This is a genomic window from Desulforamulus aquiferis (genome assembly GCF_030577015.1).
Taxonomy (GTDB): domain Bacteria; phylum Bacillota; class Desulfotomaculia; order Desulfotomaculales; family Desulfotomaculaceae; genus Desulfotomaculum; species Desulfotomaculum aquiferis.
The window spans coordinates 46,811-62,307 of sequence record NZ_JARPTC010000001.1 but is presented as its reverse complement, the minus strand read 5'-3'; the positions used below and the strand labels follow the sequence as shown (position 1 = coordinate 62,307).

At 43.5% G+C, this 15,497-nt stretch carries 13 protein-coding genes; 1 reads left to right on the top strand and 12 read right to left on the bottom strand.

Going from position 1 to position 15,497, the window contains the following annotated elements; translation table 11 throughout:
• Positions 1-187 precede the first annotated feature (187 nt).
• The 8 genes from P6N53_RS00375 to acs form a co-directional block, all read right to left on the bottom strand.
• A complete protein-coding gene (locus P6N53_RS00375) occupies positions 188-763 on the bottom strand; it encodes an ANTAR domain-containing response regulator (protein WP_304540263.1) in 576 nt (191 codons plus the stop codon).
• A gap of 19 nt (positions 764-782) precedes the next feature.
• On the bottom strand, positions 783-1,901 hold the full coding sequence (gene alr, locus P6N53_RS00370) for an alanine racemase (RefSeq protein WP_304540261.1): 1,119 nt from the start codon (positions 1,899-1,901) through the stop codon (positions 783-785).
• A gap of 140 nt (positions 1,902-2,041) precedes the next feature.
• Positions 2,042-3,160 carry an alanine dehydrogenase gene (ald, locus tag P6N53_RS00365; RefSeq protein WP_304540259.1) on the bottom strand — a complete coding sequence of 373 codons (1,119 nt, stop codon included), beginning with the start codon at positions 3,158-3,160 and terminating at the stop codon, positions 2,042-2,044.
• 344 nt (positions 3,161-3,504) lie between these two features.
• Positions 3,505-5,055 carry an NAD(P)H-hydrate dehydratase gene (locus P6N53_RS00360; protein ID WP_304540258.1) on the bottom strand — a complete coding sequence of 517 codons (1,551 nt, stop codon included), beginning with the start codon at positions 5,053-5,055 and terminating at the stop codon, positions 3,505-3,507.
• 1 nt (position 5,056) lies between these two features.
• Entirely contained in the window at positions 5,057-5,431 is a 375-nt protein-coding gene (acpS, locus tag P6N53_RS00355) for a holo-ACP synthase (RefSeq protein ID WP_441315714.1), read from the bottom strand.
• Between the two features lie 63 nt (positions 5,432-5,494).
• The gene (locus tag P6N53_RS00350) at positions 5,495-6,283 is read right to left on the bottom strand and encodes a LytR/AlgR family response regulator transcription factor (protein ID WP_304540257.1); all 789 of its coding nucleotides are present in this window, start codon (positions 6,281-6,283) and stop codon (positions 5,495-5,497) included.
• 2 nt (positions 6,284-6,285) lie between these two features.
• Positions 6,286-7,641 (bottom strand): histidine kinase, encoded by a 1,356-nt coding sequence (locus P6N53_RS00345; protein ID WP_304540255.1) that lies wholly within the window; start codon positions 7,639-7,641, stop codon positions 6,286-6,288.
• An 87-nt stretch (positions 7,642-7,728) separates the two neighbouring features.
• On the bottom strand, positions 7,729-9,669 hold the full coding sequence (gene acs / locus P6N53_RS00340; protein ID WP_304540253.1) for an acetate--CoA ligase: 1,941 nt from the start codon (positions 9,667-9,669) through the stop codon (positions 7,729-7,731).
• 311 nt (positions 9,670-9,980) lie between these two features.
• Here acs and P6N53_RS00335 point away from each other — a divergent pair, with 311 nt between their 5' ends.
• Positions 9,981-12,299 carry an EAL domain-containing protein gene (locus P6N53_RS00335; RefSeq protein ID WP_304540251.1) on the top strand — a complete coding sequence of 773 codons (2,319 nt, stop codon included), beginning with the start codon at positions 9,981-9,983 and terminating at the stop codon, positions 12,297-12,299.
• Positions 12,300-12,430: 131 nt separating this feature from the next.
• Here P6N53_RS00335 and cysK read toward each other — a convergent pair whose 3' ends face one another.
• The 4 genes from cysK to P6N53_RS00315 all read right to left on the bottom strand — a co-directional run bounded on the left by cysK (position 12,431) and on the right by P6N53_RS00315 (position 15,434).
• Complete coding sequence (gene cysK / locus P6N53_RS00330) at positions 12,431-13,366, bottom strand: cysteine synthase A (RefSeq protein WP_304540250.1); 936 nt, start codon at positions 13,364-13,366, stop codon at positions 12,431-12,433.
• Positions 13,367-14,214: 848 nt separating this feature from the next.
• Positions 14,215-14,358, bottom strand: coding sequence for a hypothetical protein (locus tag P6N53_RS00325; protein ID WP_304540249.1), 144 nt, complete (start codon positions 14,356-14,358; stop codon positions 14,215-14,217).
• Positions 14,359-14,800: 442 nt separating this feature from the next.
• Entirely contained in the window at positions 14,801-15,175 is a 375-nt protein-coding gene (locus P6N53_RS00320; protein ID WP_304540247.1) for a retropepsin-like aspartic protease, read from the bottom strand.
• Positions 15,165-15,434 (bottom strand): hypothetical protein, encoded by a 270-nt coding sequence (locus tag P6N53_RS00315; RefSeq protein ID WP_304540245.1) that lies wholly within the window; start codon positions 15,432-15,434, stop codon positions 15,165-15,167. The genes P6N53_RS00320 and P6N53_RS00315 overlap by 11 nt, the downstream gene beginning before the upstream one ends.
• Between the last annotated feature and the right edge of the window lie 63 nt (positions 15,435-15,497).

Here is a 15,497-nt window from a genome sequence, read left to right as displayed (position 1 = left end):
TTAACAATTTAACGCGCAGGGAGTGGCAGAATAAATAAAAGCCCAATGTCCGCATTTGGTACATTGGGCCCTCATTGGCCTCATGCTTTGGGGTACGCCTTTGTCCCCTGCTGCTAATGTTATTATATTTACTTTACTTGGTTTTGACAATGCCCAAATTAAAGGAATTTTGTATACTTGGGTTCTTTTATACTCCCATTTCGTGGGCGGTGATTATTGATTCGGCAACGGACTTCATAGTGGTGCGCTTTTTCATGGCTGTATGCTGAATGGCCTTGTAGGCAATCTCCTCGGACATTCCCCTCTGTTTCATCAGTATGCCTTTGGCCTTTTCCACCAATTTTCTTGACTTTAATGTCTCTTGAAGTTCACTAAGCTGCTGCTGGAGCTGTGAATATCTTTTGTGGGCTGACACTGCCACCTCTACCGCCGCATAAACCTGATCATCCATATAGGGCCTCAGCAAAAAGGCCGAAGTAACGTCCTTGGCCCTTTCCACCAGGGAATTATTACCCTGGGATACTATTAATACTGCTGGTGCTATATTTTCTTCCGTTAAAATCTTGGCCACCTGCATGCCATCCAATACGGGAAGGCGATCATCAAGTAACACCACATCCGGCATGGTGGTTCTAACGGCTTTAAGGGCAGCCATTCCATTTAATGCTTCAGCTACAGTCCGATAACCATATCGTAAGCCAACATGTTTTAATTGCTCCAACTCTCTCTGGTCGCCGCTGGCCAGGACAATGCGTCTCTGCATATCTTAATCACCCAGTTATCTATATATATATACGTGGAACTCTACTTCCCACCAAACAAACTACTTCATAGTTTATTGTTTTTAACCAAAGGGCAACCTCTTCCACCGGAAGGTACCCTTGGCCCTTTTTCCCAAAAATCAATACCACATCATTAATATTTACACCAGGTATGTGACCCACGTCTACCATGCACTGGTCCATGCAAACCCTACCAATCACCGGTGCCCTTTGACCTAATATCATTACTTGCCCCACGGAAGACAATAGCCTGGGATAGCCATCCCCGTAGCCTAAGGGCAGGGAGGCAACAACAGTTTCTTTATTTACGGTATAGGTACATCCATAGCTGATTTTTGTCCCTGGTACAACTTTTTTAATATGGGCAATTCTGCATAGCAAGCTCATGGCAGGCATTAAGTCAACATTAGACTTATTAACTTCTTCGGAGGGATATAATCCATACATCATTATACCCGGCCGGACCAGATCCAAGTAGCTTTCAGGAAAATCAATTATCGCCGCACTATTAGCACTATGTTTAAGTTTAAAGGTTATGCCTTTTTTTTCAAGGGCACCGACCAAGGATAAAAATCTATCCAATTGCCACCTGCTATAATCTTTATTCGTTTCATCAGCAGCAGCAAAATGGGTATAAATCCCTTCTAGATCTAGATTACTTAAAGCCTTAATCATTATTATTTCTGAAACTGCATCTTCTTCGGCCTTAAAGCCAAGGCGCCCCATACCTGAATCAACCTTAAGATGTATGGTAGCTTTCTTGTCTATTTTTTTAGCAATCTGGTCTATTTTTATGGCCATATCCAATCTGTATATTGTAATTGTTATATCCGCAAGTAAGGCTAATTCTATTTGTTCCTCCGGTATAAAACCAAAAACAAGCACCGGGCATCTGATACCCTCCTGGCGAAGAGCCTGGGCTTCGTTAAGCCTTGCCACTGCAAGCCTGGAAGCTCCTGCTTCTAAAGCCGCCCTAGCCACCCTGGTCATTCCATGACCATAACCATTTGCTTTAACCACTGCCATAATTTCCCTATGGGGTCCAACAAGTTTCCTAACTTCACCCAGGTTATGTTTTATAGCCTTGAGGTCCACCTCGGCCCAAACAGGCTCAACCATTTACTGAACACCTTCCGCCAATTCAAAATAGTTGCTTTAATATTTTAGCATAAATATGAAAAAAATGCTTGTTTGTGAAAACATTAGGTGAAAATGAAATACCCCCACAAAGTGGGGGTATGAAAAAGGAATGGTATTTATTAACCTATAATTCTTGCTAAAGGTGTATACTCCAGATTAAGGGAATCTGCCACCGCTTTAAAGGTACACTTGCCGTCAACAACATTGACTCCCTTGGCCAGGGCACAATTATCTTTTACAGCCTGCAGCCAGCCCTTGTTGGCAAGCTGAATTGCATAGGGTAAAGTAACGTTGGTTAGGGCGAAGGTAGAGGTTCTGGCAACAGCCCCTGGCATATTGGCCACTGAATAGTGAATTACACCATGCTTTTCATAGATTGGCTCACTGTGGGTAGTTACCCTATCAATTGTTTCAATGGACCCGCCCTGGTCAATGGCCACATCTACAATTACCGAACCCGGCTTCATGGTCTTCACCATTTCTTCGGTCACCAGACGAGGAGCCTTGGCCCCAGGTATTAATACCGCACCCACCAGCAAATCAGCTTTTTTAACTGCACTGGCAATATTATAGCTGTTTGACATTACAGTATTGATTTTCCCACCAAAGATATCATCTAAATAACGCAGGCGATCTACATTTAAATCTAAAATTGTAACGTTGGCACCTAGGCCTATGGCCATCTTGGCTGCATTCGTACCAACTATACCGCCACCGACAATTACCACATTAGCCGCCGGTACCCCGGGGACACCGCCAAGCAGCACCCCTAACCCACCATAGGTTTTTTCAAGATAGCGGGCACCAATTTGGATAGACATACGACCGGCAACCTCTGACATAGGGGTAAGTAAGGGCAATGCTCCATTTTCCAACTGAATGGTTTCATAAGCCACACCGGTAACTTTCTTTTTCAATAGGGCTGCTGTAAGCTCAGGCTCTGGGGCAAGGTGCAGGTAAGTAAACAGTAATTGCCCCTCCCTGAATAATTCGTATTCAGCAGGAAGTGGTTCTTTAACTTTCATAATCATATCTGCCTGGCTAAATACTTCTTGGGCTGTATCCAATATGGTTGCCCCTGCCTTGATATAATCTTCATCAGAAATACCACTGCCAAGCCCAGCATTTTTTTCTATTATCACCTGGTGCCCGTTATTGACCATCGCCATTACTCCTGCGGGAGTTATGGCAACACGATTCTCGTTATTTTTTATTTCCTTTGGTACGCCTATTAACATGAATTGTCGCCTCCTAGGTATTTGCTACCTAAAAGCTATAGCAATTATCATGCCAGCTTCTAAACCCCTTAGATTTGGCCCTTTTTTACAGGATTGGCAGGAAAAAAGCATTAATTTGGAATATATTATTTCCACTTATAATAATTCATAGCAATATTGGAAAGTTTTATTTCCGTAATGTAAATTTATCTTTCCAATTAATAATTTAATTTAATCTTTACCCTATCTCAATGCAAAATTAATATTAAGCAGTTATACTAAAGATGGTTTTTCCGGCCAACAACAATTTCATATTCTCCTTAAATTTCTTGTTTTTCCTGCCTCCGACCGGGCAGGTTATTTTTTTATTTGAACACTTCCCTTAGGGCCTCTGGTAAATACTTAAGTATATCACCTGCCAGGGTACTCATTTGTCCAAGCTGCCTCACAGCTAAATCTCCCGCCCGACCATGCAGATAAGCACCGGCTGCTGCAGCATGCTCCGGCGCAAGCCCTTGGCCTAACAATCCGGCGATAATACCTGTCAGTACATCACCACTTCCCCCGGTGGCCATGCCTGGATTTCCAGTGGGATTGATATAAACATTTCCTCCAGGTGAGGCGACAATTGTCCCGGCTCCTTTCAACAGTACAGTCAGATTCCATTCTATGGCCGCTACCGTTGCATAATTAAGTCGATCATCTTGTATCTCATGCACTGAGATGTTAAGCAATCTAGACATTTCTCCTGGATGTGGTGTAATTACCAATGGCACTGTGGTATTACCTAATATATCCGTTGATTCGCTTAAAGCATTTAGCCCATCTGCGTCAATTACTGTTGGTATTGTTAATTTGGGCAATAGGGTCCGAATAAGTTTTACAGTTTCCGGGTGGGTGGTAATTCCCGGCCCTAGGGCTAGCACATCCGCTTGCTTACAATATTCTAAGAGCATATCCAGGGCATCTTCAGAAAATGTGCCTTCTCCTGTCTCCGGTAAACCTTTGGTCATTGCCTCATCCAGGGATGCAGCGGCCACCGGCTGAACACTCTCAGGAACCGCCAGGGTCACTAGACCCGCCCCTGCCCTTAGGGCTCCCTTGGCTGTCAACCTAGCCGCCCCCACCATCCCCCGGGAGCCTGCCAAAATCAAGACTCTGCCGTAGCTACCTTTATGTCCTTCGGGGGATCTTGGACTAAACCAGGCTGATATAGTTTCTAATGTTAACAATTGTTTGCCTGACCCGCTTAGATCAGTTAATTTACCTGGCAGTGATATATCCACCACGTGAATCTCCCCGGCAAAACTTGCTCCCGGTTCCATCACCAGACCCAGTTTAGGCAGGCCAAAGGTAACAGTATGATTGGCCCTAATACATGCCCCCAGTACCTTTCCACTGTCAGCCAATACACCCGAGGGAATATCAACGGAGATTATTGGCCGGTTACTGACATTTACCAATTCAATAACCTTGGCTACTTTTTCTTCCACTTCCCCATGGAAGCCCGTACCATATAATGCATCAACAATGATATCTGTACTTAATAGGGCTAGCTTTAGGATATTAATACCGGTGGTCTGATTTATCTGGTAAATGGGCTGTCCCATTTTTTCCCATATGTTTAGATTTACTTTAGCATCCCCTCTAAAATCCGATGGGTTAGCCATAAGCAGCACTTTTACCTGGGCTCCCTTATTATGAAGGTGACGTGCTATCACCAAGCCATCCCCGCCATTATTGCCTTTACCAACTAATACTGAAAACACTTTACCCCGAACATTCTGGATAAGCTCTTCGATAACCCTTACGACACCAATCCCGGCATTTTCCATTAGAACTACTCCAGGAATACCATACTGTTCCATGGCATCTTGATCAATCTGTCTCATTTCTTCTGCTGTTACTACCCTCATCTTACCCTTCCTTCCCCACTGCCACTGCAAAGGCCACCGCCCTGCCCCTGTCATGGGATATGCTTACCATAATTTTGTCTATACCCAAATCTGCAGCTAACTCCAGGGCACTGCCTGATAATTTAACTTCAGGCTTGCCCTGGTAGTTTGGTAATATCTCAATGTTTGTCCAGCGCAGACCCCTCAGCCCTGTGCCAAGGGCCTTTAACACAGCTTCCTTGGCAGCAAATCTGCCGGCCAGGCACTGTACCTTACCCCCACAATAACTTTGTTCTCCAGGGGTGAATACTCTATTTAAAAACTCTTGTCCCGAACGGCTTATAGCCAGTTCTACCCTCTCGATTTCTATAATATCCGTTCCAATCCCCTTCATCATCCCACCTCCAGGCGTCTCTTGCTATTATATAAAAAAAATCTACCCTAAAACAGGGTAGAAAGATTAAAATCCCAATATTTTCCTCAGTTTTTTGGCCTGCGCCCTGCTTACAGGAACTTCACTTTTATCCTTGTCCTCTAGAACCAGGTTGTATGTACCATTAAAAAAAGGTACTATTTCCTTCACCTTTTGCAGATTAACTATATAACAACGGTGGGTGCGAAAAAACATATTGCCACCAAGGCGAACCTCCAACTCTTTAAGGGTAAATCTGGTAAATAATTTATCACCAAAGGTCTTTATGTAAACATAATCCTGCTCGGTGAATGCATAGAAAATCTCACCTATATCGACAAGAATTGTTTTACCCAGCTTCTCGGCAGGGATTCGATTTATCTTAATCTCCTCATTATAGTCACCAGTCAATTTGTTGGCGTTAGATTCCAACATGTTAGTTACATTTATGGGCTCCATTGCCGCCCTTTCCTGCTGGGCCTTCATCACCCGGTCAATTGCCCGCTTAAGCCTCTTTTCGTCAATTGGCTTCATAATATAATCCACGGCATTTACATCAAATGCTTCCAAGGCATGTTCGTCATAGGCCGTAACAAAGATAACAAAGGGAGGTTTGGGCAATTCCTGAATGACAGCACCCAATTCCAGACCATTCATTCCAGGTAGATTAATATCTAAAAACAGCACCTGATAGTCCAGGGCCTTAATTAAGGCTAGAGCCTCTGTGGCACTGGTGGCTTCCCCAACTATCTCAATGTTATCAAATCGACCCAGCATAAAGCGGAGCTCTTGACGGGCCGGATATTCATCATCAACAATCAAAGTCTTCAACGTCATGCTCAACCCTCCCTTAAATCATCACCATCATTCAACATGAGAGGCACCCGTAACCATACGGTGGTACCAAAACCAGTTTCACTCTCTATATTAAGGCCATGTTCTTCACCAAATAATATTTTTAATCTTTCATGAACATTAGACAGGCCAACACCACTTCCAGAACCAAAGCCTGGTAGAAAAATTTTGGGCATAATGTCTGGCTGAATACCTACTCCATCATCGGTAATGGCTATTTCAATTTCATCTCCATGAAGTTGGGCAGAAATCTGAACAGTACCCTGACCCTCTTTGGGGGTAATTCCATGGCGGATAGCATTTTCAACTAATGGTTGTACTGTGAGGACCGGGATACGGTATTTTAGTAGTGATTTATCTATATTCCTAACAATCCTCAACTTTTCTCTAAATCGAGCCTTTTCCAGCACCAAGTACGTATGAATATATTCCATTTCCTCCGCCAGTGTAATAAAATGGCCATGTCGTTTCAAAGAGTGTCTGAAAAAGGCAGCCAGCCTGATAAGTAACCTTCGTGCGGTCTCTGGATTAGTGCGAATAAACATACTAATGGTATTAATGGTATTAAACAGAAAATGTGGGTTTATTTGTGCTTGAAGGGCATCCAATTCTGCCCTAGTAGCCAATTGGGCCTGGTGATCCAGCTCAGCCAGCTCCATCTGCACCCCTAACAGTTGGGCCACCCCTACTGCCAGTTTGATGACACTGCCGGGAATTTGCCCCTTATGGGTTTGATATAACTTTACAGTCCCTATCACTTCTCCCCTGCAAATAAGGGGAGCAATTACCGCCGATTCCAAAGGACAGTCACAGTCCTTAATGGGGCAGTTAAACTCACTTTTATTTTGAACCACCTTTAATTCGCCGGTAGCTATAACCTCATGGGTGGCCCTGGTTACTATGGAACCCCCCACAGGATGTCGTTCACAGCCAGCCCCAATAAAGGTCAATACCTTTTCCTTATCCGTTATTGCCACCGCAGCAACATCACTAATCTTTTGAATTATCTCTGCTGTTTGTTTGGCAGTTTCCTCATTTAAGCCCCTTCTAAGGAAAGGAAGGGTCTCATTGGCAATCTGCAGTGTAGGCGCAAAGGACTTTTCATCCATGCGAACAGTTAACACCCTTTTTAAGGGTCTCAGACAGATGACAACAAAGGTCCCCCCAAAGCTCACTAGACTAAGCAGTATTACCTCCAGCCAAAATTCAGGCCGATAAATGATAAAAGCAAATCCGATAATCAACTGAACAGCAAGTAGCCTTAGGATTGTCTCCAGTTCTGGCACCCTCATACCTAATTTTTTGTTCAGCCATTGACTTAATAATCGCAATTTTTCCATACCTCTCTTATTCTACATTTCTTAAACAGTTCCTCTATAAATAGAAGGGCAGGTATTGTATACCTGCCGATTCTCTGAATTATTAATTTATAAAGCTGTCTTCTGATTTAACAGCTGTTTAACCACCGTGGGATCAGCCAAGGTGGAAGTATCCCCTAATACCCTGCCCTCTGCAATATCCCTTAATAGCCGTCTCATAATTTTTCCGCTTCGTGTTTTGGGCAGCTCCCAGGCACAAATGATTTCCTCCGGCCTTGCAAGCCCACCAATTTTTTTGGCCACATGGCTCTTAAGATCCTTTTCTAACTCAGGAGCCCAGGCAATACCTTCCCGCAGAGTCACAAAGGCTGATACAGCCTGCCCCTTTAACTCATGCTTACGACCAATTACCGCCGCTTCGGCTACAGCCGGGTGCTCTACTAAAGCACTTTCAACTTCTGCCGTGCCAATTCTGTGACCTGATACATTTATTACATCATCCACTCTGCCCTGTACCCAGATATATCCATCCTCATCCTTGCGGGCACCGTCCCCTGTAAAATACATTCCCTCAAAGCGGCTCCAGTAGGTATCCGCATAACGCTGAGGATCCTTATAAACAGTCCTTAACATAGAAGGCCAGGGCTTGGTTATAACCAGATAACCTGTTCCGCCACGTTCAACCGGCTCTCCCATTTCATCCACCACATCCACTGATACGCCTGGCATCGGCATTGTGGCAGATCCCGGTTTAGTAGGGGTTATTCCAGGCAGCGGTGCCACCATCACACTGCCGGTTTCAGTTTGCCACCAGGTATCAACGATAGGGCAATTTTCTTTTCCGATGTTTTTATGATACCACAGCCAAGCCTCCGGGTTGATTGGCTCTCCTACGGAGCCAAGAAGCCTTAGGGAGGATAAATCCCTTTTATTAGTCCATTCCTCTCCCCACTTCATGAATAGGCGAATGGCAGTGGGAGCGGTATAAAACAAGCTGACCTTGTATTTTTCAATAACTTCCCAGAACCGATCCCTTTCCGGGTAATCTGGTGCCCCTTCAAAGAGCATTACCGTGGTTCCATTGGCCAGGGGTCCATAAACCAGATAACTGTGTCCGGTAATCCAGCCCACATCAGCCGTACACCAATAAACATCCTCTTCCTTAAGGTCAAAAATATTCCTGTGGGTAGAGGCAACTGCAGTTAAATACCCTCCGGTGGTGTGGACAATACCCTTTGGCCTGCCGGTGGTACCGCTTGTATAAAGGATAAAAAGTATATCCTCAGCATCCATAATTTCAGGCTTACAGCCACTAGGTGCAGCCTTCATTACGTCATGATACCAAACATCCCTATCGGCATCCATTTGTGTTTCAGCACCGGTCCTCTGTACCACCACCACTTTCTGAACGCTTGGGCATTCTGCCACTGCCGTATCTACATTTTGCTTAAGGGGTATTGATTTTCCTCGACGCCAAACTCCATCGGCAGTAACCACAACCTTTGATTCAGCATCATTAATGCGATCCCTCAGGGCCTCTGAGGAAAAACCTCCGAATACCAGACTATGGGGAGCACCAATCCTGGCACAGGCCAGCATAGCTATAACCACCTGTGGGATCATGGGCATGTAGATGGTAACCGGATCACCCTTGGTAATTCCCATGCCAAGTAAAACATTGGCAAACTTGGTTACTTCCCGGTACAGATCCTGGTAAGTTAGTACCAGTTGATCCCCCGGTTCTCCCTCAAATATAATGGCGGCTTTATTTCTACGCCAGCCTTCAAGGTGCCTATCAATGCAGTTATAGCAAGCATTAATCTTGCCCCCTACAAACCACTGGGCAAAGGGACTTTGCCACTCCAACACTTTATCCCAGGGCCGAAACCAGTGAAGCTTTTGTGCCTCCTCAGCCCAGAATTCTTCAAAATTTGCACCGGCCCGCTCGTAAATTTGGGCATCCCGGACATTGGCCCGGGCGGAAAAGGATAAATTAGGATGATATATTTGCTCCTCCGGAGCTAGCTGTAAAATTTTTTGGTTAAGCATAACCAGACCTCCCAAGCCTTTATTTTAATCTTATCTTACTTAATTAAGGCCTTAAGGGTAATGGTTTTCCCGTTAAAGGGAATAAAAAACCTCTGTTCCGATGACTATTCCTGCGAACGGAAGAAATCTCTACTTTGTTAGTTCCTTTAAGGTGAGCCAACCGTTGGGGGAAACAATAATGCCAGTTAACAAGGTTATTTTACCGTTCACGAATTTTTAATTAGTCTTAACCCTGGTTTAATTGACCATTAACCAAATCCTAACCCTGCAGCCATAGAATGGAAATAAGACAGGACAAGGGTGGGCTTCATTTGAAAGCATACGAATTATTAAGATCCGTTAAGGGATATTTGTCTAAAATGTTTAAGAAAAAAGGTCTGCTGCTACAGCTATTGCAAAGCTCCTCACTTTTGCAAAGGCTTGAGCTGATGTTAAAACAACGTTCAAATGTATTACTGCTTTATGTAGATGTTGTTGACTTTCATCAGGTACTTCAAGTCCATGGGGAAGCTTTGGCCAGGCGCATACTTAATGTTTTACGTACAGCTTTACACCGCAAGGCAGGAGATTTTTTAAATTGTTCCGGAGAGATAAGTGTGGAAAACCTGTGGGGCGATGATTTTTTGGTTTTATGTAGACTTGATCCTGTTTCCACCCCTGAGCAGCTCAACAAAATGTCTACAGCCATGAGACTTGCCCTGGAAGAAACATTAAAGCAGGAATTAGCAAAGATAACTACCATGTCGGTAAAACTTCACGTGGGTTACTCTATAATAAAAGGCAAACTAGGCAGCAAGCCGGATCAAGCCCTTTATACCGCCCTCAAAGAGGCACAAAAGATAGCTAAGGGGGCGTGGAATCAGCAGACAACCCATCTCCTGGGAGAATTTAACCATATCCTTGCCCAAAAAAATCTTTTGATGGTTTACCAGCCTATAGTCTCTCTGCAAAATGGTGAAATCCTAGGCTGGGAAGCCTTAACCAGAGGACCTAAGGACAGTTATTTTTTGTCACCCCTGGTAATCTTCGGCTTTGCTGAAGAGGTTGGCCTACTGTTTCCCGTGGAAAAGCTTTGCCGGGAGCTTGCTATTAATAATGTGGGATATATGGAAAGTCATCAGAAACTCTTTTTAAACATACACCCCCTTACCATCAATGACCCTCAATTTGTCAGAGGGGAAACTTCTAAGCTGTTGGCGGAAAGTCATCTTCATTCAGCCAATCTTGTCTTTGAAATAACTGAACGACAAAGTATTCATGACTTTGCCAGATTTAACAAAACCTTGGCCCACTATCGCAATCAGGGCTACCGCGTGGCTGTGGATGATGCAGGGGCAGGTTTTTCCAGCCTGCAGGCCATTGCCGAAGTACGGCCTGATTTTATAAAAATTGATTGTTCCTTAGTAAGAGATATCAATACCAACAGGGTAAAAAAAGCCCTTTTAGAGACTCTTGTTACCTTTACACAAAAAATTGGCTGTTCAATCATTGCTGAAGGAATTGAGACAGAGGCAGAATTGGCAACCCTGCACTCCATAGGTGTACAATATGGTCAAGGTTACTTCCTGGCCCACCCCGGGTACCCTAAACCGCCCGTTAATGTCGAGGCCTTAAATAAAATTCATAGTTTGTCCTCCCGCAACCCCACCGGGGTGTGGCAAAAGGCCTTTCCCATTGGAGATATCACCGAACCGGCTATAATGGTTTCAGTGGAGACACCTGTCAGGCACCTGAAGGAATTATTAGATTCCAACGAGCTTATTAATGGGGTGGTTATAACAAATAACAACCGCCCCGTTGGACTAGTGATGAGACATCATCTGGACAGATACCTGGGTACCCAATATGGCGTAGCACTGTATTTTGAACGCCCGGTTTCCTGCATTATGGATATTGATCCCCTGATGGTAGATATCTCCTTACCCATAGAACAAGTATCCCAGCTTTCCATGAACAGGGATAAGCTCAAGCTTTACGATTACATTGTTGTAACTAGAGAAGGACAGCTTTACGGTGTAGTCTCGGTTCAGATATTATTGGATACCATGACCAAAATTCGTATGGAAGTGGCCAAGGGGGCAAATCCCCTTACAGGCCTGCCAGGAAACTTGACCATTGAGGGGGAAATAAACAACCGCCTGTCAGAAATTTCTCCCTCTGCTTGTATATATATTGATTTAGATAATTTCAAATCCTATAATGACCGCTATGGTTTTGAAAATGGAGACAGGTTAATTCTTTTGGCGGCTAGGCTGTTAAGCAGTGTGGTTAAAAAGTATGGCGACCCCCAGGCCTTTGCAGGGCATATCGGGGGAGATGATTTTATTGTGCTATGCCATAGGGACCTGGCAGAGGAAATTTGCCGCCGTTATATTCGTTATTTTGATCGGTTAGTAAAGGGTCTTTATTCCTCAGAGGATCAAGTCCGGGGAGGCTTTTTCGGACTTAATCGGCAGGGACAGGAAAATTGGTTTCCACTGGTTTCGGTTTCTATGGCCATAGTGGACTGCGCAGGCCATTGTTCGCCGGAGGGATTAGCAGAAAAAACCGCCCAGCTAAAGCACTATGCTAAAACTAAGTTAGGCAGCATCTATGTCTGGGATCGTCGCAAAAATGAATTCAGCTCATAATTTGCGTCTGAAATAGAAAAGATCCGCCAATTAACCAAATGGCGGGTCTTTTCTATTTCATGACAATAACATTCAGCAAGTTCGTTTAGGGCAATCTGCTATTTTAGCGTCTATTGATTAGCCTTGAAGCTCTACTTTGGCGGCTCTTCTTTAAACAATGCTGTGGACAAGTATCGCTCCCCTGTATCCGGCAGTACTACCACGATTGTTTTCCCTCTATTCTCAGGGCGCTTTGCCACCTCCAGGGCAGCATATACAGCAGCTCCAGAGGAGATGCCCACAAGCATTCCTTCTTCCCTGGCTAAATGCCTGGCTGTCTCCAATGCCTCAGCTCCTGTTACCTGAAAAACCTCATCCAGTAAATCCATGGCTAAAATATCAGGTATGAAGCCTGCTCCAATACCCTGAATCGGATGGGGGGAGGGGCTGCCTCCTGAAAGAATCGGAGATTCAGCAGGTTCCACCGCCACGGCTTGGAAGTCAGGTTTTCTTTCCTTTAAAGCCTTTGCCACTCCCGTTATTGTGCCACCGGTGCCAACCCCGGCAACAAGAATATCAACCTTACCATCAGTATCCCCCCAAATTTCAAGGGCGGTAGTTTTAACGTGGGCCTTTGGATTGGCTGGATTGGCAAATTGCTGAAGAATTTTTGCCCCCGGAGTACTGGCCGCCAGTTCCTCTGCCCTGGCCACAGCCCCCCTCATGCCTTGTCCTCCCGGTGTTAATACCAATTCCGCCCCATAGGCCCTTAATAGGCTTCGCCTCTCCTCACTCATTGTTTCCGGCATGGTTAAAATAAGCCTGATGCCCAGAACCGCACAGGTCATGGCTAAACCTACCCCCGTATTGCCGCTGGTAGGTTCGATTAATACACTTTCCTTATTTATCTCTCCACTCTCCAGGGCATCCATGACCATGGCATAACCTATCCTATCCTTAACACTACCCCCAGGATTGAAAAATTCTACCTTAGCCAGCACTTCTGCTCCTAGTCCCTGGGTTAGTTTATTAAGTCTAACCAGGGGTGTCCCACCTATAGTTTCAAGGATACTATTATATATTGGCATATTCTCCCTCCAACTTTGTGCTTTGAAACTGTTCTAGTAAGAATAACATAGTTTTAGATAAAATTACCATTTTAAAATCGGCCTACTCTTATTTTGCTCAAATTTCAGCATGGTACACCGGCTGTCAACTTTCTTTTAACTTAGTTTTTAAAATATCTTTAGCTTTTTCCTCTATACTAGAATTCACTACTTTTCTTGTCTCTACTGCTAAATCTACAGAACCTAGAGATTTTGCTGCTGAAATCATATTTATTATGGAGTTTATTGGTTTAGTAAACTTTACCCATATATCAAATAACTACCCTCTTGCTCCTTTAATAGAATTTATCGCTTGTGTCACTTCATTAACAGTTATATTGTTTAGATATTTCTCAATTAACTTTATCAGTCTACTCCGTTCATATTCATTAAACTCAAAAGGATTCTCTTCAGTATGAAGCTTTGACAAAAAAGCAATTAGTATAGATCTCATAATCCTATGCAGATGCATCTCAAAAGTAATATTTTTTGGATTTGAAATTCCTTCTATAGGGAAATTATCATATAGAATTGATATACTCTTATCACTGTGTTCCTCAGATAAGCTCTCAAGCCTTTTTCTCCAAGCTGTTTTTCCGAAACCTCTTGGAGCTATACTACAGATGGTTTAGGCCGTTCTAAAGAACCAACTAATGATGAGAAATAGGGTGGATCTATAAAATAATCTTTTAAAAACTCCTCATTCTCCTTTTAAATTGCTAGTAAGTATTGGTAATAGACATTTCTTGAGAAGTTTCCTATTAATTCTGTCGATAACTTTTTAATAGTGCTTACTAATTTTACACCCATACGTGGGGAAATTATAAAAATTATGTCGAATAGAAATAAAATAACCCGGAAATCAGCAATAAATAGATAGGTACGGTTAGCAAAGATGGGGTTACCGTTGAGACTAACTTCAGTGTTGTGCGAAGTTTAATTCTGCTGGTAATGGATTCTTTTACAATCGGCATATTTATCTCCTCCTTGTATATTTTCTTTGAATACGGGCCCTGACCGGAGGGCCCGCTTCGCAAAAGAAAAAGCCGCCGAACATGTGTCCGGTCGACTTTGAGTTGACTATAAAGAATATTTTCCCAGTTGTCAATAAGTTTTTAGCATTATTTCCAGGTCGCCAGACACCCGTCCTGCTCATCCTGGCCAACTTCCCAGGTCATAGCGGGCCGGGTGACTTGCAGCTTACGGGTCTACTTGCATGTCTCTTATAAAGTATAATCTAGTAATGCCTTTAAGTGTCACACACAAGAGATAATATTTCTAGACTGTGCCATCAAGTAGACGAATACCCAACCCGAAACGCGTCGTTGCTTTAAGGGCTTGTCTAAATATATTTTTGTATTACTCTTAATCCAACGGGCTATTAGATACCTATGTTATAAAACATTCTTGGAGTTCTCACACAAGTGTTAGGGTTTCTAAATCTATAATTACCTTGGCTTTCAGCAAATAATCAAGCCCAATTATTCCGTCTATCTCAAATCCATAATCCATATCGCCAATCTGTATTTTAAAATTAGATATACTTCTAGTCCCTAATTGGAGCCTGTCTATGCACTTTTCATATACAAATTCTGTTCCACCAACGCCTCTGATTTGCCTAATAACATCCAGTGGTTCGGGGCCTAATCCTAAGTCAAGGGCGAGCTCAGCAGCGATGATGGTGGAGGCTGAACCAGTGTCAATAAGAAAATCATTAGAAGTTAGTGCCTTACCCTTATGTGTAAGTGTTGCAGTAACAAAGGGTAATCCATATTTTAATCTAAGATTCATAAATTGCCCTCACACCACTCCAGCGTTGCTCTATGATGTCTAATTCAGGTCGTGATGTATGCACAACATACAATTCTCTTTCTCGATATTTCCGATGTAGTTGTAAATATTGCTGCAATGCTTTGTTATTATCATCGCAAAAATTGTTGATGACGGCTATTTGGTTTACAATTCTCTTGTTTTCTTCGGTATGTGCTTCAATAGCTTCAATCAACAACCACTGATTTGGATAGGTTTTTTTTACTTCTTCCCACGTCATTGAAATTCCCCCGTTCGTTCAATTGGGTGCAATTTTTTCCTGACTATGCTAATACAATCTTAC